The sequence below is a fragment of the Chitinophaga caseinilytica genome (assembly GCF_038396765.1).
In the GTDB taxonomy this organism is placed as follows: Bacteria; Bacteroidota; Bacteroidia; order Chitinophagales; family Chitinophagaceae; genus Chitinophaga; species Chitinophaga caseinilytica.
Genome location: NZ_CP150096.1, coordinates 461537 through 481815, shown reverse-complemented (window position 1 = coordinate 481815; position 20279 = coordinate 461537). Strand labels below are relative to the sequence as shown.

Sequence of the window (20279 nt, the reverse complement as noted above, 5' to 3'; positions counted from 1 at the left end):
GAGAACATATGAACCTGAAGAGTACCCCCGCCAACCTGGCGAAGCTGGAGAAGATTTTTGACGAGGCGAAATATATCATTCGCTACGAAAAGGGAACGTTCAACTCCGGCTACTGCATCCTGGAACACAAGAAAGTAGTGGTGGTGAACAAATTCCTGAACGTGGAAGGCCGTATCAATACCCTGCTCGACATTCTGCCGTCCATCGCCCTGGAAGAAGGTTTCCTCACGCCGGAATCGCAGAAGCTCTACCGCCAGGTGATCGACAGCCGCGCTGAAATGGCCGCTGCCGCCGCCAGGGAAGAAGCGTCTAAAAACGAGGCCGGTAAAGACGAGGCAGAAGAAGGGACCGCTGACGAAAACCCGGAAACCCCGCAGCCGTGAAAGTAACCTTCCTCGGTACGGGCACCTCACAGGGCGTGCCGGTCATCGCCTGCCCGTGCAACGTTTGCGCCTCTTCAGACCCGCGAGACAACCGCCTCCGTTCCAGTATCCTCATCTCCGACGAAAAAGCCGGCAATATCGTCATCGATACCACGCCCGATTTCCGCTACCAGATGCTCCGCGCACAGGTGAAGCGGCTGGAAGCCGTGGTGATCACGCATTCCCACAAAGATCACATCGCGGGGATGGACGATATCCGCGCCTTCAACTATTTCCAGCAGCAACCCATCGATATTTACGCTTCGGATTATTCGCAGGACGTGATCATGCGCGAATTCTCCTACGCGTTCGCCGATTTCAAATACCCCGGTATACCCGAACTGAATTTGCGATCGATCGGGAATGAGCCGTTTTCCGTGAACGGCCTGAAATTCACGCCCGTCAACGTTTTACATCATAAGATGCCCGTACTGGGCTTCCGCTTCGGCGACTTCACCTACATTACCGACGCCAATTTCATCGCCCCGGAGGAAAAGGAAAAGATCCGCGGATCGAAAGTGCTTGTGCTCAACGCGCTGCGCCGCGAAAAACATATCTCCCATTTCACGCTCGACGAAGCCATCGAACTGGGCCGGGAACTGGAAGTGCCGCAGGTGCTGTTTACGCATATCAGCCACCAGCTTGGGTTGCATGCGGAAGTGGAACCAATGCTGCCCGAAGGGATGCACCTTGCCTATGATGGTCTCGAAATAATTTTGTGATCGAAAAAAAGTACATTCGGCGCTCATTAAAACCATTGTTTGTGCCGGATTCTCTTTTTGATTTTTCCCGTCGGGAACGGCAGGGCATTGCCTGCCTTTTAATCCTCATCGTCGTTTTCCAATGTGTACCGGTCGTCTGGCTGCACGTCCGCCCATTGCCGCCACCTGCGGATACGCTGGGCATGGCGGAGGCGGAGCGCGCGGTAGCGGGGCTCCTGGCGGAAGGGGCGCGCGAAAAGACGCGGCGGTACGACAGTATGCGCGCCAGCTGGAAAGGTAAATCCTACCGCAAAGACAGTGCATTTCGCAAACCCTGGCAGCGCGATACCGCGTGGAAGAAATCCTGGGAACGGAAGCCGCCGCCGGTGATCGGAATTAACGTGGCAGACAGTGCGGAATGGGAACGTTTGCCATACATCGGCGCGGGGTATGCGGGGCGGATCGTGCGGTTCCGGGAGCGCCTCGGCGGCTTCCACAGTGTCATACAAGTAGGTGAAACCTATGGTTTGCCCGATTCCGTATTTAAAAAAATTCAACCTTATTTACGACTGGGTGATGAATCTCTAAGAAAGATCGATGTCAACGAGACAGATGAAAAATCTTTGGCCGATCATCCATACATCAACACGAAATTGGCCCGTGCTATCATACGATATCGTAGTGCCAACGGGCGTTTCAGGCAGGTGAGCGACCTAAAGGCGCTGCCTTTGGTGAATGACTCCATTTATCGTAAAATTGAAAAATACTTAATCGCCCCTTAAAACGTATTTCAGGTTATGAACTTTCAGCCGACGGACATGCAACAACAGATCGCCCAGGTGATCAAAGATTTCGGGAAAACGAACATCCAGCCGCATATTATGGAGTGGGACGAATCGCAGACTTTCCCTGCAGACCTGTTTCACCGTATGGGTGAGCTGGGGCTCATGGGCGTGCTGGTGCCGGAAGCCTATGGCGGCTCGGGGCTCGGTTACCTGGAATATGTGACGGTCATCAGCGAAGTGGCGCGGATTTGCGGCGCGGTAGGGCTGAGCCTGGCAGCGCATAACAGCTTGTGCACCGGGCATATCCTGCAATTCGGCAATGAAGAACAGAAACAGCGGTGGCTGCCCAAACTCGCGTCCGGCCAATGGATCGGCGCATGGGGCCTCACGGAACCGAACACCGGGTCAGACGCCATGAACATGAAATGTACGGCGAAGAAGGAGGGCGACGAATGGGTGATCAACGGTACCAAGTGCTGGATCACGCACGGGAAAAGCGGGGACGTAGCCGTTGTGATCGCCAGAACAGGCGCGGTGCGCGACAGTCATGGTATGACGGCCTTCGTGGTGGAGCGCGGAACGCCCGGTTTCAGCGGCGGGAAGAAGGAAAACAAACTCGGCATGCGGGCTTCCGAGACCGCCGAAATGATTTTCGATAATTGCCGCATCCCGGCGGGGAACATGCTGGGCAAGGAAGGCGACGGCTTCATCCAATCGATGAAAGTGCTCGACGGCGGGCGCATTTCCATTGCCGCGCTCTCGCTTGGCATCGCGAAAGGCGCGTACGATGCGGCTTTGAAGTATTCGCAGGAACGCTACCAGTTCGATAAGCCTATCTCCAGTTTCCAGGGTATTTCCTTCAAACTGGCGGACATGGCCACGCAGATCGCCGCGGCGGAGCTGCTGACCATGCAGGCGGCCGATATGAAGAACAAGCATTTGCCCATGACGAAACAGGCTGCCATGGCCAAATACTACGCTTCGGAGATCGCGGTGTCCGTTGCCAATGAAGCCGTGCAGGTGTTCGGGGGATATGGTTACACGAAAGATTTCCCGGTGGAGAAGTTTTACCGCGATGCGAAGTTATGCACCATCGGCGAGGGCACGAGCGAGATCCAGAAGATCGTCATCGCGCGGGAAGTCCTCAAATCCTGACAGTAAAAGTAAAAGGTCAACTCATAGTCAGCGGCTGGCTCCCACAGGGGCCGGCCGCTGCGGTTTTACCGCGGATATGCCCGATTGCACGGCTTTTCGCGTAATTTCAGGGTAGGGATTTCCCGGTTGGATGAAATAAAATATTCCATGATAACAGAAACACAATTTATGCCCGGGTTGGTCCGGTGGATCGGAGGGGTGCTCCTCGTTCCGCTGCTTGTACTTTTCATATACATAGCCATAACTACCGGAGATTGGCTGGAAATGGGCCTGGCTTCGGTGGTATTATTATTGGGTTTGGGAGGTATGCTGATGTGGCTGCAAATGCAGCTGGAAGCGGATGAAAAGGGGATGCTGGTAAAAATCCGGCCGGTGGTCCGCCTGAAACGGCATTTTTTATGGGAGGAGCTGGAAGAGATGACTTTACAGCCTGCAGGTCGCAACTTTGGCGGATGGGGCATCCGGTATGCAGGAGATGGATGGGGGTATATTTTCAGTGGAAAGCAGTTGTTGAAGTTACAGCTGCGCAATGGGAAGACGCGGTATGTTTCCACGGACCGTGCGGAAGAAATCCTGCAGTTATTCCGCAGCTGGAAAGGGAATGCTGTATCGCTGTAACCGCACCGGTTGGAGATACATTCCACGACGGGTTCCCGCTGTTGTTCACCCGCAACCCGCTTCGATAATTGGCCATCTTTTCAACATAAATATGATCCCCTTCACTGGGCCAACCAGTGTCTATATTACCCCATCATCATACTATTTTACCGGCGTTTTCCTGTTTCCAATACACCATGGAAAAGATATGATCAATCGATTGCAATTTTACAATTTGTTGAGAATGATTTCGTTACTTTTTAATGTTAACTTTCATAAATTGCGACCCATTAATCCTGACATATGACAACCTTAGAAGACCAATTGAATCACCTCTTCCCCGAGGCTTCCGCCATTCCGGCGGAGTACGATCTGCCCGGGGAAATCCACCAACGGAGCTATCTGTCTGACGGCGTTATGAAAAACTGGCATGGAGACGTGCATACCGTGTTATCGCCCATCTGCGTCAAAACCCCCACAGGCCTGGAGCGCCGCGTGATCGGGTCGTACCCCTTATGCGGGCCCGACGAAGCCATGGAATCCCTCAACGCCGCCGTGGCGGCCTATGCAGACGGCAGGGGAGAATGGCCGACCATGTCGGTAGCCGAGCGCATCGCCTGCGTGGAAAAATTCACCGGCCGGATGATCGCCAAAAAACAGGAAGTGGTAAAGCTCATCATGTGGGAGATCGGTAAATCCTACGCCGATTCCGTGAAGGAGTTCGACCGCACGGTAGAATACATCCACGCTACCATCGACGCGCTGAAGAACCTCGACCGCAAGTCGTCTTCCTTCGCCATCGAGCAGGGCATCATCGGGCAGATACGCCGCAGTCCGCTCGGGGTGGTGCTCTGCATGGGGCCCTTCAATTATCCCCTGAACGAAACTTTCACGACGCTCATTCCCGCGCTCATCATGGGGAACACGTTGCTGTTCAAACCGCCGAAACACGGTACCCTGTTGCATTTCCCGCTGCTCGAGGCCTTCCGCGACTGTTTCCCGGCGGGCGTGGTCAACACCATTTACGGCCGCGGCAACCAGATCATCGCGCCACTCATGGAGTCCGGGAAAATCAACGTGCTCACGCTGATCGGCTCCAGCAAAGTGGCCAACCAGCTGAAGAAAATGCACCCGAAAGTGAACCGCCTCCGCGCGATCCTGGGCCTCGACGCCAAGAACGCCGCGATCATCACCGAAAAAGCCGATATCGACCTCGCCGTGAAAGAATGTGTGCTGGGATCGCTTTCGTTTAATGGTCAACGTTGTACCGCCATCAAGATCATTTACGTGCACAGCAGTGTGGCAGCGGCTTTCCTGGAGAAGATGACGACGGCCGTAGGCCAACTCAAATCCGGGATGCCCTGGGAAAAAGACGTGTTCCTCACGCCGCTGCCGGAACCGCAGAAGCCAGGCTACCTCCAGAGCTGCGTGGCGGATGCCGTGGCCCACGGCGCAAAGGTGATCAATCCCTTCGGCGGCGCGGCCAACGCATCGTTCGTGTACCCCGCCATCGTGTATCCCGTCAATGAAAAAATGAAACTCTACCGCGAGGAGCAATTCGGCCCGGTGATCCCGGTGGTGCCGTTCGACGATATCGAAACGCCCATCCGCTACCTCATCGAAGCAGACCATGGCCAGCAGGTTGCCGTGTTCTCGAACGACGCGGCAGAACTGGCTTCGCTCATCGATCCGCTGGTGAACCAGGTGAGCCGCGTCAACATCAATTGCCAATGTCAAAGAGGGCCAGATATCTTTCCGTTCACCGGCAGAAAGGATTCCGCGGAAGCAACACTCTCCGTTTTCGACGCGTTACGCGCGTTTTCCATCCGCTCTTTAGTGGCTACAAAACAGACCGAAGAGAACAAAGCGCTCATAAATGAGATCGTAAGTGCCCAATCTTCGAACTTTTTATCGACAAAGTATATATTTTAATAAATTGTAAAGACGCTGTTATCGCATAACTTAGTGATAACGATCGCTTTTTTTACATTATTTTGAATATTTACACCTTAGTGTGATGGAAAATTGATAACAGAAAGTTAAATTTGAGTTAATTACTTTCCTTACCAATTTATCAACCTAAACATTAAGAAAGATCGAGAAAATTTTACTCCAAAAAGAAACCGCCTCACTCTGAGGCGGTTTTTATTTTTGCCCCTGGAGGAGTTTCGCAGTATTTCTTTCCATCATTTCACCCTCACATTTGCCAGGCCTTCAGCTTTGCCGGCGGAAAGCCGTACAGCCGCTTGAATGCTGCGGAGAAGTGATTGGGCGAGCTGTAGCCGAGAAAGTCGGCCACTTCGTTCACATTTCTTTTTTCTTCGATGATGAGCCGGCGCGCGGTTTTCATCCGCATTTCCTGCACATATCCGAACACGGTGTTGCCGAATAATTGCTTGAATCCTTTTTTCAGTTTGAATTCATTGAGCCCGAACCGGCGACAGAGAAAATTAAGGCTCAGTTGCTGGTCGAGGAAATGTTCGCGGAGGAAATCCTTCACGGATTGCAGGCGCGAAACATCGGCCGGGGGAATGATACGCCCGGGCCCGGCTTTCATTTGAAAGTGAAGTAATGCCTGCAGGGGATCCCAGTCTCCTGCGAAATCAGGTTCGGCCACGGTAACGTGGTCCATGAAGAATGCATGCGTGGAAACCGCGTCCTGCGCGGTTATTGAAGCTTTTGGGGTCATAACGTAATCCGTTTATCGTACAGTATTATCCGTTTTGCGTACCACCTGGGGTTGTAGTGGCACGTACTTTTGATGTCACAAAAATAATCAATCTCATGTTGCGGAAAATACTGAAATGGACGGGCGGAATCATCGCCGTTCTGATTACCGGGGTACTTATTTTTTATTTCATCATGCATATCATGGTGAAAAATAGTAGAGACAAAATCTACAACGTAGAAGTACGGATGTTCGATATTCCTTCGGATTCCGCTTCCATAGCGGCTGGTGCGCATATCTACGCAACGCGTGGCTGTGGAGACTGTCATGGTACCGATCTCGGCGGAAAAAAATTCCTCGACGAAGGGCCCATCGGCAGGATATACGGTACCAACCTCACCCGCGGTAAAGGCGGCCGGCCGGCAGATTACACGGACCGCGACTGGCTGCTGGCCTTGCGCCATGGCATCCGGAAAGACGGGAAACCTTTGCTGGTCATGCCTTCGTACGAGTATTACAAAATGACGGATGCAGACCTCGGCAGCTTGATCGCCTATCTCAAATCCGCCACCCCGCGCGATAACGAAACGGCCGCGCCCAGCCTGGGCCCCCTCGGCACGGTGCTTTCCGGCATCGGCCAGATACCGCTCATCCCTGCGGAAAAAATCGATCACGCCTGGCAGCCCGGGACCCCGATAGCGAAAGGCCCTACCGCTGAATACGGCCAATATCTTTCCATGTCCTGCACCGGCTGCCACAAACCCAACCTGAAAGGTGGCGAAAGCCCCATTCCCGGCGGCGTTTTCGTGCGGGATATCACGCCCTCGGGCAATATCGGCAAATGGTCGGAAAAGGAATTCATCGCCGTACTGCGGACGGGCAATACGCCCGACGGCCGTTCCCTGAAAAACGACGATATGCCCTGGCAGATGACCAGCAAGTATTCGGACGAAGAGCTGACCGCATTGTACAGATATTTAAAAACCCTGTAACTATGGCCCTTCCAAGAACGATATACCATCCGGTGACAGGAGTGAACGGGGAAGTTGGAAGAATATTTTGGAACGGCATAGGGGGAAGCGGTGGATGCGGCGTTATATGAATGTCGCCCGCTCACATAACCCCATCAGGACGGGAGGCGAAGGAATTGGAACATTATTATAAACAGGCAGAGGCGCCGGGAAGCGCCTCTGTATAAAAACGATGAATATGTTATTGTTGCTAGTGTCTGCCGCGCAGAATTCGCGTGATTTCATTTATTGCCTGGTGTCTGACGCTTGCCGCAGCATCCGCCGCGCGGCCTAACTGTTGTTAATCCAGGAAATCTTCAGCGGCGTCCGGCTTTTTGGGTTGGGCGCCGCCCGCCATTCCGGCGAACCACACGTCTACGTTGCCCGCGATCATGGGGGGCAGCTTGCTTTTTACGAAATCTTTCACGGCTTCGATGGCTTTTACAGCCTGCTCGTCGTTAACGCCGGCTTTATCTTTCACTTGCTGGATGAGCTCTTGCATCTGGACAAATTTTATCGGTTTGGAATTCGGGTGATCAGGCTACCTTGAGTGCCACGAGCGTGCTTTTTTCGAGCTTTTCGGCTGCCAGGGCGCGGGTGAGCACGAAAGATTTCTCGGTGGTGCTGGGCAGGTTGAACATGGCGTCTGCCAGTACCACTTCGCAGATGGAGCGGAGGCCGCGGGCGCCCAGTTTGTATTCCAGGGCTTTTTCCACGATGTAATCCACTGCATCGTCTTCCACTTCGAACTCGATACCTTCCACTTTGAACAGTTTCTTGTACTGCTTGATGAGGGCGTTGCGCGGCTGGGTCAGAATGGCTTTCAGCGCGTCTTTATCGAGGGTGTTCAGGTAGGTTACCACCGGCAGGCGGCCCAGCAGCTCGGGGATGAGGCCGAATTGCTTGAGGTCTTGCGAATTCACGTAACGCAGGATGTGCTTGCGGTTCTGTTCCTCCTGTTCCTTATTCACCGTGAACCCGATGGAATGGGTCTGGATACGGCGGGAGATGATACGGTCTACACCGTCGAACGCGCCGCCGCAGATGAACAGGATATTCTGGGTATTTACCTTGATAAGTTTTTGTTCGGGGTGCTTACGGCCGCCTTGCGGGGGAACGAGCACTTCGGTGCCTTCCAGGAGTTTGAGGAGGCCTTGCTGAACGCCTTCGCCGCTCACGTCGCGGGTGATGGACGGGTTATCGCTCTTGCGGGCGATCTTGTCGATCTCATCGATGTATACGATCCCTCTTTCGGCGGCTTCCACGTCGTAGTTGCAGACCTGGAGGAGGCGGGTGAGGATGCTTTCCACGTCTTCTCCCACATATCCGGCTTCGGTGAAAACCGTTGCGTCTACGATGGTGAAGGGAACGTTGAGGAGGCGGGCGATGGATTTGGCGAGGAGGGTTTTGCCCGTACCGGTTTCGCCGACCATGATGAGATTCGATTTTTCGATTTCCACATCATCTTCCGTTACCTGCTGGTTGAGGCGTTTGTAGTGATTGTAAACGGCCACGGCGAGGATTTTCTTCGCATCGTCCTGACCGATCACGTATTCATCCAGGAAATGCTTGATTTCCACCGGTTTCGACACTTTCGGGACGAAGTGCGAGGGGCCGCTTTTGCGGGGCGCTTCGCCGGCGGGGCTCAGTTCCTGCTCGATGATCTCCTGCGCGTTGGCCACACAGTTTTCACAGATATGGCCGTCTGCACCTGCGATCAATATCCTTACCTCGTCTTTGTTCCGGTTGCAGAACGAACAGCGTATCTTGGATTCTTTCATTTATCTGGTTTTTAGTGTAAGGCTGTTGCAGCCTCGATTACGAGGTTACAAAATTACGGTTTTTTGGCGGGTTTCGGAAGGGGAAAACCTACCTGTTGCCCCATCCCGCTTTAAACTTAACAAATTCTTACATATGATGGATTATTGCCGTTCGTAGCCCGGTTTGGCGGGTTGCGGAGATAAAAAAACGCTCCCGGCCGGGAGCGTTTTTTTATGCGTTTGTCCGTCGATTACTGGGGTGTGTTGCCACCTTCCACAGCTTTCTTGCGGGGATTTTTGTCCAGAACGTCGTCGATGATACCATATTCCTTGGCTTCGTCGGCTGTCATCCAGAAGTCGCGGTCGCCGTCTTTTTCCACTTTTTTCACGGGTTGGCCGCAGTGGGAGGCGATGATTTCGTTCAGTTCTTTTTTGAGCTTCACGAATTCGCGCGCGGTGATCTCGATGTCGGAGGTTTGGCCTTCCGCACCGCCGTGAGGCTGGTGGATCATTACGCGGGCGTGCTTCAGGGCAGTGCGTTTGCCTTTGGTGCCGGCAACCAGCAGTACGGCGCCGAAGGAGGCGGCCATGCCGGTGCAGATGGTGGCGATGTCGGGCGAAACGATCTGCATGGTATCATAGATACCCAGACCGGCATATACGGAGCCGCCGGGGCTGTTGATGTACATCTGTATATCACGGTTACGGTCGGCCGATTCGAGGAACAGCAACTGTGCGGTGATTACGTTGGCCACATAGTCGTTCACGGGATCGCCCAGGAAGATGATACGGTCTGCCATGAGGCGGGAGAACACGTCCATCTGCGTAACGTTCAACTGGCGCTCCTCGATGATATAAGGAGTGAGCGAATTGATGCGGGAGTTACGGGCATAACTATCTACAACCAGGCTGCTGATTCCGCGGTGGTGAATCGCATATTTCCGGAATTCGTCATTAATGTTCATGATGGTGATGTTTATGAGGTAATTTAACAAAATCTTCTGCAGTAATTTCCTCTTCTTTTACTTTCACCTTGGTTTCGGCCCAGTCGAACAGCTTCTGGGTGATGAGCTCACGATAAGTCTGGTCCACGTATTTCTCGTCTTGCAGCAGGCGCTCCAGGTAGCTGTCCATCCACTCCGCCTGGTCGCCGCCGAGGCCGTAGTAAGACATGAGCTTGGTGCGTGCGTTGTCTTTCAGTTCATCGAAAGAAACGTCGATTTTGTTATCGCGGATCAGTTTGTCGCTGATGAGCGTCCAGCGCAGCTGATGGTCGAAGTTCGGGTATTCCTGTTCGGCTTCGGCTTCCGTTTTGGGGTTTTCGCCGCCTTTCTGGAGCCAACGTTTCAGGAACTCTTTCGGGAGCTCGATGGGCGTTTCGTGCACCAGCGTCTCGAACAGGTCGTTGTGCAGGTGGTTGGTGGCTTCCTGTTTCCAGTATTTACCGATCTCTTCGCGGAGTTTTTCGCGGAAAGCTTCGGCGGTAGCGATGTTCTGGCCGGGGTACACTTCGTTGAAGAATTCCTCGTTCAGTTCACGTTTTTCGATCAGGGTCAGCTTGGTGATGGTGAGCTGGAAGTATTTTTTCGCAGCGTCTTTATCGTTAGCGAGGCCGAGGTCTTTGGTGATGTATTCGATACGGTCTTTATCGAAAGCTTTGGAAAGCTGGAATACGATGGTGTCGCCTACTTTTTTGCCCATCAGTTTTTCCTGTGCGGCGGCGGAGAAGGTTTTTACAAGCAGTGAGTTTTCTTTTTTCTCTGCGCCTTCTGCGATGTTGCCTTTGCTGTCTGTCTCGATGAACTCGAGGTTCAGCACGTTGTTCTCGGAAGTAACGGTTTCGGGCTCGCTGGATTTGCCGCCTTTCAGTTGCAGACGGTCCAGTTCCTGGTCAACGATCTCGTCGGTCACCGATACGCTGTAGCGGGTGAGGGAAGTTTTCGCCAGCAGGGGATCTACGTCGAACGCAGGTTTGAGGCCTACTTCAAAAGCGAAGTCGAATTCCGCAGGTGTATTGTAATCGAAGTTTTTCGGTTCGTTCTCGAGGGAGAGGGGCTGGGCGAAGATTTCCAGTTTTTCGGACTGGATATAACCCATCAGTTCCTTTTCCACCGTTTTCAGCACTTCGTCTGCAAACAGCGCCTGGCCGCTCATTTTTTTGATCATGCCGGCGGGAACCTGGCCTTTCCGGAATCCAGGGATGTTGGCGGTTTTGGAAAAATGCTTGACAGCTTTCTCGAAATTAGGAAGGTAATCTTCCTGGCTCACTTTCACAGTGATCTTATCATTTAATAAACCAATGTTCTCTCTGGTTACGGTTGCCATTTTTGCTTTTTGTTAATATTAAAAACACAGAAAATATACTTGTTCGTCTTTCCGTGCCCAATCCTGTCAACCAAGATTGTGCCACGGGCCCGCAGTGCGGAAAACCTGCCTTTTTAGCAGGGCGGGCGGGCCGCCAGACCGACAGAATATCACCGACCGGGCCTCAAACGGAATTTTAGCCCCCTCTAAATCAGTTAATCTCAACGGTTTGTGAAAAAATGCCACTGCCGGCGAAGCGCGAAGATAGTTCGTTTTCCCGAAATTATGGCCCCGTGGCAGTCATATTAGGGCCGATCTTCATGCGTGCCCTCAGAGCGAAGCCCGCGGCGTAACCCGGAATGGCACCTCCACTTGCGACAGCGATCCGTCGAGGATCATGCCCGCCGCCAGTTCCCCCATCAGCTGGAAATCGGTCGAAATGGTCGTCAAACCATTCAGGATAAAGGGTTTCAGTGGCGTTTCGTTATAGGAGACGATCCCCGTGTCTTTGCCCGGCATCAGCCCCTGCGCCCGCGTTTTCCCGATCAGCTCCACCAGGTCGCTTTCCCGGAGGTTGATATAGACCTCACCCGCCCGCACGTCGCCATCGTTCAACGCATGCACCACCCGCGAAGGGAACGCGTAATCCTGGCAGAATTGCAGGAAGCCCTCGCGGATCTCGTCCGGGTAATACGTGTTCTCCGGGAAAATAAGCGTCAGCGCGCCGTAATGCTCCAGCCGGTGGCGGAGCGCCTCCAGCGCTTCATAAATGTTCTCGCGGAAGTTTTCGTACACGGCGCCGTATGGGCCCGTCACGCCTTTGAGTTTTTTATCGAGCAGCAACAGTTTTTCGCGCGGGATGTCGTTCAGCAGCGCATCCACCTGTACGCGCTCCCGGAAATGCGGCAGCACCACCACATGCGTGTATTCCGACAGGTTCCTTTGCAGCAGTTTTTTGAACAGCCCGAAATCGCTGTTGTAGATATAGAAATCGATGCTCGCCGCATCGCCCAGCTTGCCGGCGAACGCGTCGTAGATGATCTTTTTATGCTCGCTGAGCTTGTTGAAAAGCAACAGGATCTTGAACTGCTGGCGCAGCCCCGTCTGCTGTACGAAATACCCCTTCCCCGGCACGGAACCCAATATCCCGCGGGCTTTCAGCAGCTTGAGCGATTTCTCGGCCGTGTCGCGCGAGATGTCGAGTTTGTAAGAAAGCTCGTTGATGGACGGGAGGATGTCGTTCTGCCGGATCTTTCCTTCCCCGATCGCCTGCAAAAGCGCATCGGCCAGCTGCTGGTATTTGGGCGTGGCGGAGAAGTCGTCGATGGCGATATGCCGGAGGATGTCTGGTGTTTTCATAACGTTGTCCAAAGTAGTGAAATAATTGAAAAAACACAGGCAGGACGGGGCATGACAGTGGTTCCGCACGCAATGCATATTTTGCGATCCACATACAAAATCCACGTTTTTATGCATGCTATCCTGGGATTGTTCTTCCACTTACTGGGCGGCTTCGCCTCCGGAAGTTTTTACCTGCCGTACAAGAAAGTCAGGGGCTGGAACTGGGAAAGTTACTGGATCACCGGTGGACTTTTTCCTGGCTCATCGTTCCTTTCATCGCCGCATGGATCACTGTGCCGGGGTTCATGGACATCATTCTGAACACCGACGGCACCACGCTTTTCTGGACGTACTTCCTGGGGGTGTTGTGGGGGATCGGCGGTTTGACGTTCGGTTTATCGATGCGGTACCTCGGCATGAGCCTGGGGATGGCCGTGGCGCTGGGGTTCTGTTCCGCTTTCGGCGCGCTCATCCCGCCCATTTACCGCAGCATTGTTGCGGAAAGCGATAACAATTTCGGGACGATGGTGAGCACGCACGGCGGATTGTTCGTGTTGCTCGGCGTGGCGGTCTGCCTCCTGGGGATCATGATCAGCGGCAAAGCGGGCATGCGGAAAGAGAAAGAGTTGACGGACGATCAGAAACAGGAAAATATAAAGGAATTCGATTTGAAGAAAGGATTGACGGTGGCGAGCATCTCCGGCATTCTGAGCGCCTGCATGAGTTTCGCCATTTCGGCAGGCGGCTCGATGGGGAAGGAAGCGGTGGTCAACGGCGCAAACCCGCTTTTCGCCAACAACGTCACCTTCGTGGTGATCATGCTGGGCGGGCTCACGACCAACTTCATCTGGTGCATGGTCCTCAACGCGCGCAACCGTTCTTTCAAGGATTATACGAACCGGGAAACGCCCCTGGCCGCGAATTACTTCTTTTCCGCACTGGCCGGCACTACCTGGTTCATGCAATTTTTCTTCTACGGCATGGGCGAAAGCAAGCTCGGCAACGGCGCCGGCTCGTGGATACTCCACATGGCGTTCATCATTCTCATTTCCACGTTGTGGGGTTTTGCGCTGAAAGAATGGAAAGGCGTAACCCCCAAAACCTACCGGACAGTGCTGGCGGGCATCGCCACCATTATTTTGTCTGTCTTGCTGGTAGGGTACGGCAGTTCACTTGAAAATTAATTGATCGATGACGAAGCAATTCAAACATGTAAGTTATTTATGGGATGAGGGCAAAGCCGCCGCGATGGCGGGCGATGAAGTGGCCCTGCTGATCTACCGTTCCAACCTGCTGGGTGCAGACCTCCGGCTCACCAACTACGGTGGCGGCAACACCAGCTGCAAGGCCACCGCGCCCGATCCCCTCACCGGCAACCCCGTGGAAGTGATGTGGGTAAAAGGTTCCGGCGGCGATTTGGGGACCTTGCAGCGCAGCGGCCTCGCCGCGTTGTACGTAGACCGCCTCCGCAGCCTGAAATCCATCTACAAAGGCATGCAGATGGAAGATGAAATGGTAGCCCTCTTCGATCATTGCATATACGACCTCAAATCCAAAGCGCCGTCTATCGACACGCCGCTGCACGGTTTCCTGCCGTTCAAACATATCGATCACCTGCACCCGGACGCGGCCATCGCCATTGCGGCGGCGAAAGACGGGGAAAAGATCACGCAGGAACTGTTTGGCGGGAAGATCGGCTGGGTGCCCTGGCAGCGCCCGGGCTTCGACCTGGGACTACAGCTGAAAGCCTGCCTGGACGCGAACCCCGGCATCCGCGGCATCATGCTGGGATCGCACGGGTTGTTCACCTGGGGAGATACGGCGTACGAATCCTATATCAACACCCTCGAAGTGATCGAGCAGTGTGCGGAATACCTGGAGAAACACCTCGGCAAATCGCGCCCCGTTTTCGGCGGCGCCCGCATGGAAGCGCTTCCCCAGGCGGAAAGGCTCGCCAAAGCCGCGGAGCTGGCGCCGGTACTAAGAGGCCTCGCCTCGTCCAACCAGCGGATGATCGGGCATTTCACGGACGATGAGCGCGTGCTGCAGTTCATCCATTCCAACGACCTGGAGCGCCTCGCGCCCCTCGGCACCTCGTGCCCCGATCACTTCCTGCGAACGAAGATCAGTCCGCTGGTCGTACATCCGGAAACGGCCGCCAACAGCGAAAAGCTCGCGTCCGCATTCGACGATTACCGGAAAATGTACGCGGAATATTACGACAAGTGCAAACATCCGAACAGCCCGGCCATGCGCGATGCAAATCCGGTAGTGATTTTATGCCCGGGAATTGGTATGTTCACCTTCGCGAAAGACAAGCAAACGGCACGCGTGGCCGCTGAATTCTATATCAACGCCATCAACGTGATGCGCGGCGCCGAAGCCGTATCTTCCTACACTTCGCTGCCGCGGCAGGAAGCGTTCGATATCGAATACTGGCTGCTGGAGGAAGCGAAACTACAGCGCATGCCCAGGCCCAAAGCCCTTACCGGCCGCATCGCCCTGGTGACGGGGAGCGCGGGCGGCATCGGGAAGGCCATCGCCCGGAAGTTTGCGCAGGAAGGCGCCGTGGTAGTGCTGTCCGACAACAACGCAGACCGTTTGGCGGAAGCGAAAACCGCATTCGAAAAGGAATTCGGGAAAGATGCCTGCGCCGCCGCGCTGCTCGACGTGAAAGACGGCGGTAACGTGGCCAGCGCCTATCACACCGCTGCGCTGGCGTTTGGCGGGATAGATATTGTGGTCAACTGTGCGGGGCTTTCCATCTCCAAACCGCTGGAAGAGCATACGGAAAAGGATTGGGACCTGTTGTACGATGTGCTCGTCAAAGGACAGTTCTTCGTGACGCAGGCAGGTGTGGAAATGATGCGGAAACAGAATCTCGGTGGCGATGTGCTGAACATCGTCAGCAAAAACGCCCTCGTATCCGGCCCCAACAACGCCGCATACGGGTCCGCGAAAGCGGCGCAGCTGCATCTGAGCCGTCTGAACGCCGCAGAGCTGGGGAAAGACCGAATTCGCGTGAACGTCGTGAACCCCGATGCCGTGATCGCCGACAGCACCATCTGGGCCGGCGCATGGGCGGAAGGCAGGGCCAAAGCCTACGGCGTGAAAGTGGAAGAACTGCCGGCTTATTACGCGAAACGCACATTGCTCAACCAGGTGATTTTGCCGGAAGACATTGCAGACGCATGTTTCGCATTCGTTGGAGGATTATTGCAGAAAGCGACGGGCAACGTGCTGAACGTAGACGGCGGCGTGGCCATGGCTTTTGTCAGATAGTAAAACAGTACACCATGCAAATCGACCAGAATAAGATAGACGGTTATAATGGCCAGGCGCTCCGTAAACATGAACGGGCGCTGGCTTATCTACAGGGAGAAATCCCCCATGCCGAGGAAGTCCTCCGCCTGCTCGGCGAATTCCAGGTGGCGATCCCCAGCTGGGCCCTCGGCACCGGGGGCACCCGGTTCGGCAGGTTCCCCGCCGGTGGCGAGCCGCGCAATCTCGAAGAAAAAATCGAAGACATCGGGCTGCTGCATCGCCTCAACCGCGCCAGCGGCGCCATTTCGCTGCATATTCCCTGGGATATCCCGGAAGACCCCGCCCACATCCGCGCCCTCGCGGCCGCGCACGGGATCCGGTTCGACGCCATGAACTCGAACACCTTCCAGGACCAGCCGGGCCAGGAGCACAGCTACAAATTCGGCTCCCTCCAACATGTAAACCGCGATGTCCGCAAACAGGCCATCGAACATAATATCGAAGTGATCCGCCAAGGCGTGGCACTCGGCTCAGAATCGCTCACCGTCTGGCTGTCTGACGGATCGTGCTTCCCCGGCCAATTGAGCTTCCGCAAAGCGTTCGAAAACACGCTGGAAGGTTTGAGCGAGATTTATGCGGAACTGCCCGACCACTGGAAGATGTTCGTCGAATACAAAGCCTTCGAACCGAATTTTTATTCCACGACCGTCGGCGATTGGGGCCAGTCGTACCTCTTCGCTTCCAAACTGGGCAAAAAGGCATACACGCTGGTAGACCTCGGCCATCATCTTCCCAACGCCAACATCGAACAGATCGTTTCGCTGCTGCTCATGGAAGGCAAACTGGGCGGGTTCCATTTCAATGATTCGAAATACGGTGACGACGACCTTACCGTGGGCAGCATCAAGCCTTACCAGCTGTTCCTGATTTTCTGTGAACTGGTAGACGGGATGAATGCGCGCAATATGAAACACGCGACAGACCTGGGCTGGATGATCGACGCGTCCCACAACGTGAAAGACCCGCTGGAAGACCTGCTGCAATCCGTGGAAGCGATCCTCATCGCCTATGCGCAGGCGTTGCTGGTAGACCGCGCCGCGCTCACCGCTGCGCAGGAAAGGAACGATGTGGTGGCCGCGCAGGAAATCCTGCAACAGGCGTACCGTACCGATGTAAGGCCGCTGGTAGCCGAAGCGCGCCTCCGGGCGGGCGGTGCGCTCAGTCCGCTGGGCGTGTACCGCGGCGAGAAAGTCCGTTCGGGGCTCATCAGCAGGAGAGGGGTATCGACCATTGCTACAGGTTTATAAACCATGACGAAAATTCCCGTTATCGCCGTGCTCGACATCGGCAAAACCAATAAAAAACTGTTCCTCTTCGACGGGGCGTATCGCGTGGTGCATGAAAAAAACGTGCGGCTGCCCGAAACGGCCGACGAAGACGGGGATCCCTGCGAGTGCCTCCACAGTCTCCGCGAATTCGTGCACGCATCGCTGGAAGAAGCCCTGGCGCTGCCGGGTGTGGACGTGCGTGCGGTGAATGTGTCCGCCTACGGCGCGAGCCTCGTGTATATCGATGCCGGTGGGAAGCCGCTGACGCCGTTGTACAATTATCTCAAATCTTACCCGGCGGAGCTACGTAACCGGCTATACGAACGATACGGCGGGAAATCGGGGTTCTCCCGGCAAACGGCGTCTCCCGCGCTGGATAGCCTGAATTCGGGGCTGCAGCTGTATCGCCTGCGAATGGAGCGTCCTGAGCTTTTTACGCAGGTCAAACATGCGTTGCATCTGCCGCAATATGTGAGTTTTCTGCTGACGGGCGCGCCCTGCGCGGATATCACCAGCATCGGCTGCCATACCGCGCTGTGGGATTTCGAAAAACGGGATTACCATGCGTGGGTGCAAAACGAGCGACTGGCGGGCGTGATGGGGCCGTTGCGGAACGCGGGCGAAGTGGTGAACGGAACTGTGGCAGGACGGGAAATCCCCACCGGGCCGGGCCTCCACGATTCTTCCGCCGCGCTCATCCCGTATTTGTTGCAATTCAGGGAACCGTTCGTGCTTATTTCCACCGGCACCTGGTGCATTTCGCTGAACCCTTTCAACGACACGCCGCTCACGGCCGGGGAGCTGGAGCAGGATTGCCTGTGCTACCTTTCGTACGACGCGCGGCCGGTGAAAGCGGCGCGGCTGTTTTCAGGGTTCGTGCACGAGCGGGAAGTGGCGCGCATCGCGGCGCATTTCAACCGGGAGCCGGCGCATTACCAATCAGTGCCGTTCATCGCGGCGATGATGGGAGAAATGTTGCCTGGCGGAGATTTCGCCAGCCGTGACCTGGCCGGTTTCCATTCCGATACAGCAGCTTACCATCAATTGATATACGACCTCGTGACCGCGCAATACCATTCCACCGCGCTCGTGCTGGAAGGTGCGCCGGTACGGAAGATCTTTGTGGACGGAGGGTTCGGGAAGAACGAAGTGTTCATGCGCATGCTGGCGGCGCAGTTCCGTGGAATGGAGGTGTTTGCGGCTACCGTGCCGCAGGCTACCGCCCTGGGAGCCGCGCTGGCATTGCATGGCGTTTGGCAAAACGGGCCGCTGCCGCAACAGTTGATAACATTGGCCGCCTATCCCGATCCCTGCGCTGAAATTCTTGGATGATAGACTTCACTCGGCACGAGATCGGCATAGACCGTAAAGTATAATTGCTGATTTAGATACGTGTTAAGTGAAATAGCATACAGGGTGCAAATTTTCATTTGCCGCTCCATTTTTCCTTAATCGATCAGCGCCAGAAGGCGGTCGCGCACCAGCAGGCAGGCGCCGGCCATGCCCGCATGTTCCCCCTTGCGGGACAGCACGAGCTTGGTATCGTTATTCACCAAAGTCAACGAAAATTTATTGATAGCGCTGCGGATGGGCAGTAAAATATAATCGCCGGTGGAAGCGAGTGCCCCGCCGAGGATCACCACTTCCGGGTTGAGGATATTGATGAGGATGGCGATCCCCCGGCCGAGTTTCTCCCCGATTTCCGCGATGAGCTCGATGGCGAGGGTATCTTCCTGCTTCACGGCGGCGAGGATGTCTTCCAGCTGCACATCGTCCGGGTTGGGGATGCGCTTGGCTACGATGCTGCTCGCCCCTTCGCGGAGGCGGCGGATGAACAGGCGGGTGAGCGCGGCGCCGGAAGCTTCCGTTTCCAGGCAGCCTTTCTTTCCGCAATGACAAAGGATTTCGTTGTCGAACACCGGGATGTGGCCAATGTCTCCGGCGAAACCGGATTTACCGTAATATAATTGTCCGTTCAACAACAGCCCCATGCCGATGCCGTGCTCGAGGTTGATGAAGAACGCATTTTTCTCGTGATAGGCGCCGCTGCTGAATTCACCGTAGGCCACGGCACGGGAGTCGTTTTCCAGGAAAGTAGGAATGCCCAGCCGCTGCTCGATCACCTTGCTGAGCGGGTCTTCCTGGAAATGGAAGAAGCTGAAACTGTAGCCCGAACGGTAATTGATGCGGCCGGAAAGGTTCACGCCGATGCCGATGACTTTCTTTTTCCCTTTACCCGAAGCGGCGATGAACTCGGTGATAATGTCGCACAATCGGTTGAGGGCCTCCGGGGTATTCTTGAGATGGAAAGGCACCTTTTCCTGGGTGCGGACGAGGTTGTTCCTGAAATCCCCCAGCCCGAGGTTCACATAATATTGCTTGATATCCACCCCCACGAAAAAGAACGAATCCGGTTCCAGGCCGTACACGTTGGGCCGCCGGCCCGCCGCCGCTTCTATCTTCCCGTAATCCTTTACCAGTCCGTCGGCGATCAGCTCGTTGATCAGCTCGCCCACTTTCGGTACGCTGGCGTTCAGCTCGCGGCTCAGATCGGCGATGGTGGTGTTGCCCGCATTCACGAACCACGACAAAACCTGCTTCTTCTGTTGCAGGTTCTTGTACGCTACGCCCGTGATGGCATCGTTCCGGAGATCTTCGAAAAAGGTATGACGGCTCATTTCGCTGCTACTTCATTGAAGGGGTCAAAGTAGCAAAATTTGCCCCAAGGTTTATATCTCCCATATTTATTAAAATAATTAAAAAACTAGTTGCAGTATTCTAAATAAAATTGTTATTTAGAGTCCTGCATTATGCCGGGCGCCGTCGAAGCGGGACGCGCACCGGATATGATCGAAAAACCGTGGACCGGTGGCCGCGTTATGAGAAGTTGTGCTTCTGAGCGACCGTTCCGCCTTCATCTAAAAACCGCTTTTCATGCAATCGA

17 protein-coding genes and 1 pseudogene are annotated in these 20279 nt (G+C 54.9%); 11 read left to right on the top strand and 7 right to left on the bottom strand.

The window, feature by feature from the left end; all coding sequences use genetic code 11:
• Positions 1-8: 8 nt before the first annotated feature.
• From WJU22_RS01955 to WJU22_RS01930, 6 genes are all read left to right on the top strand, one after another.
• The gene (locus WJU22_RS01955; protein WP_341841617.1) at positions 9-383 is read left to right on the top strand and encodes a hypothetical protein; all 375 of its coding nucleotides are present in this window, start codon (positions 9-11) and stop codon (positions 381-383) included.
• The gene (locus tag WJU22_RS01950; RefSeq protein WP_341841616.1) at positions 380-1144 is read left to right on the top strand and encodes an MBL fold metallo-hydrolase; all 765 of its coding nucleotides are present in this window, start codon (positions 380-382) and stop codon (positions 1142-1144) included. The genes WJU22_RS01955 and WJU22_RS01950 overlap by 4 nt, the downstream gene beginning before the upstream one ends.
• Positions 1141-1905, top strand: coding sequence for a helix-hairpin-helix domain-containing protein (locus WJU22_RS01945; RefSeq protein ID WP_341841615.1), 765 nt, complete (start codon positions 1141-1143; stop codon positions 1903-1905). The genes WJU22_RS01950 and WJU22_RS01945 overlap by 4 nt, the downstream gene beginning before the upstream one ends.
• A gap of 15 nt (positions 1906-1920) precedes the next feature.
• Positions 1921-3063, top strand: a complete 1143-nt coding sequence (locus WJU22_RS01940; RefSeq protein ID WP_341841614.1) for an acyl-CoA dehydrogenase family protein — start codon at positions 1921-1923, stop codon at positions 3061-3063.
• 168 nt (positions 3064-3231) lie between these two features.
• Positions 3232-3681, top strand: coding sequence for a hypothetical protein (locus tag WJU22_RS01935; RefSeq protein WP_341841613.1), 450 nt, complete (start codon positions 3232-3234; stop codon positions 3679-3681).
• Positions 3682-3963: 282 nt separating this feature from the next.
• On the top strand, positions 3964-5592 hold the full coding sequence (locus WJU22_RS01930; protein WP_341841612.1) for an NADP-dependent glyceraldehyde-3-phosphate dehydrogenase: 1629 nt from the start codon (positions 3964-3966) through the stop codon (positions 5590-5592).
• Positions 5593-5857: 265 nt separating this feature from the next.
• Here the strand turns inward: WJU22_RS01930 and WJU22_RS01925 are convergent, their stop codons facing one another.
• Positions 5858-6349 carry an AraC family transcriptional regulator gene (locus tag WJU22_RS01925; RefSeq protein WP_341841611.1) on the bottom strand — a complete coding sequence of 164 codons (492 nt, stop codon included), beginning with the start codon at positions 6347-6349 and terminating at the stop codon, positions 5858-5860.
• Between the two features lie 95 nt (positions 6350-6444).
• Between WJU22_RS01925 and WJU22_RS01920 the strand changes: the two genes are divergently transcribed.
• Positions 6445-7320, top strand: a complete 876-nt coding sequence (locus tag WJU22_RS01920; RefSeq protein WP_341841610.1) for a c-type cytochrome — start codon at positions 6445-6447, stop codon at positions 7318-7320.
• Positions 7321-7639: 319 nt separating this feature from the next.
• On the opposite strand, the gene WJU22_RS01915 is transcribed toward WJU22_RS01920, so the two are convergent.
• The 5 genes from WJU22_RS01915 to WJU22_RS01895 form a co-directional block, all read right to left on the bottom strand.
• Positions 7640-7840 carry a DUF2267 domain-containing protein gene (locus tag WJU22_RS01915; RefSeq protein WP_126244204.1) on the bottom strand — a complete coding sequence of 67 codons (201 nt, stop codon included), beginning with the start codon at positions 7838-7840 and terminating at the stop codon, positions 7640-7642.
• Positions 7841-7874: 34 nt separating this feature from the next.
• A complete protein-coding gene (clpX, locus tag WJU22_RS01910) occupies positions 7875-9119 on the bottom strand; it encodes an ATP-dependent Clp protease ATP-binding subunit ClpX (protein WP_341841609.1) in 1245 nt (414 codons plus the stop codon).
• 230 nt (positions 9120-9349) lie between these two features.
• Entirely contained in the window at positions 9350-10063 is a 714-nt protein-coding gene (gene clpP / locus WJU22_RS01905) for an ATP-dependent Clp endopeptidase proteolytic subunit ClpP (protein ID WP_126244202.1), read from the bottom strand.
• Positions 10053-11423, bottom strand: coding sequence for a trigger factor (tig, locus tag WJU22_RS01900; protein ID WP_341841608.1), 1371 nt, complete (start codon positions 11421-11423; stop codon positions 10053-10055). The genes clpP and tig overlap by 11 nt, the downstream gene beginning before the upstream one ends.
• A gap of 309 nt (positions 11424-11732) precedes the next feature.
• Positions 11733-12761: a GntR family transcriptional regulator gene (locus WJU22_RS01895; RefSeq protein WP_341841607.1), complete on the bottom strand. Its 1029-nt coding sequence runs from the start codon at positions 12759-12761 to the stop codon at positions 11733-11735.
• Here WJU22_RS01895 and rhaT point away from each other — a divergent pair.
• The 4 genes and pseudogenes from rhaT to WJU22_RS01875 all read left to right on the top strand — a co-directional run bounded on the left by rhaT (position 12735) and on the right by WJU22_RS01875 (position 18667).
• A pseudogene (gene rhaT, locus WJU22_RS01890) lies at positions 12735-13927 on the top strand (L-rhamnose/proton symporter RhaT). The gene WJU22_RS01895 and the pseudogene rhaT sit on opposite strands and share 27 nt — an antisense overlap.
• A gap of 7 nt (positions 13928-13934) precedes the next feature.
• Entirely contained in the window at positions 13935-16025 is a 2091-nt protein-coding gene (locus tag WJU22_RS01885) for a bifunctional aldolase/short-chain dehydrogenase (protein ID WP_341841605.1), read from the top strand.
• Positions 16026-16039: 14 nt separating this feature from the next.
• The gene (locus WJU22_RS01880; protein ID WP_341841604.1) at positions 16040-17314 is read left to right on the top strand and encodes a sugar isomerase; all 1275 of its coding nucleotides are present in this window, start codon (positions 16040-16042) and stop codon (positions 17312-17314) included.
• Between the two features lie 3 nt (positions 17315-17317).
• A complete protein-coding gene (locus WJU22_RS01875) occupies positions 17318-18667 on the top strand; it encodes an FGGY-family carbohydrate kinase (RefSeq protein ID WP_341841603.1) in 1350 nt (449 codons plus the stop codon).
• Positions 18668-18783: 116 nt separating this feature from the next.
• Here WJU22_RS01875 and WJU22_RS01870 read toward each other — a convergent pair whose 3' ends face one another.
• Positions 18784-20013 carry an ROK family transcriptional regulator gene (locus WJU22_RS01870; protein ID WP_341841602.1) on the bottom strand — a complete coding sequence of 410 codons (1230 nt, stop codon included), beginning with the start codon at positions 20011-20013 and terminating at the stop codon, positions 18784-18786.
• Between the last annotated feature and the right edge of the window lie 266 nt (positions 20014-20279).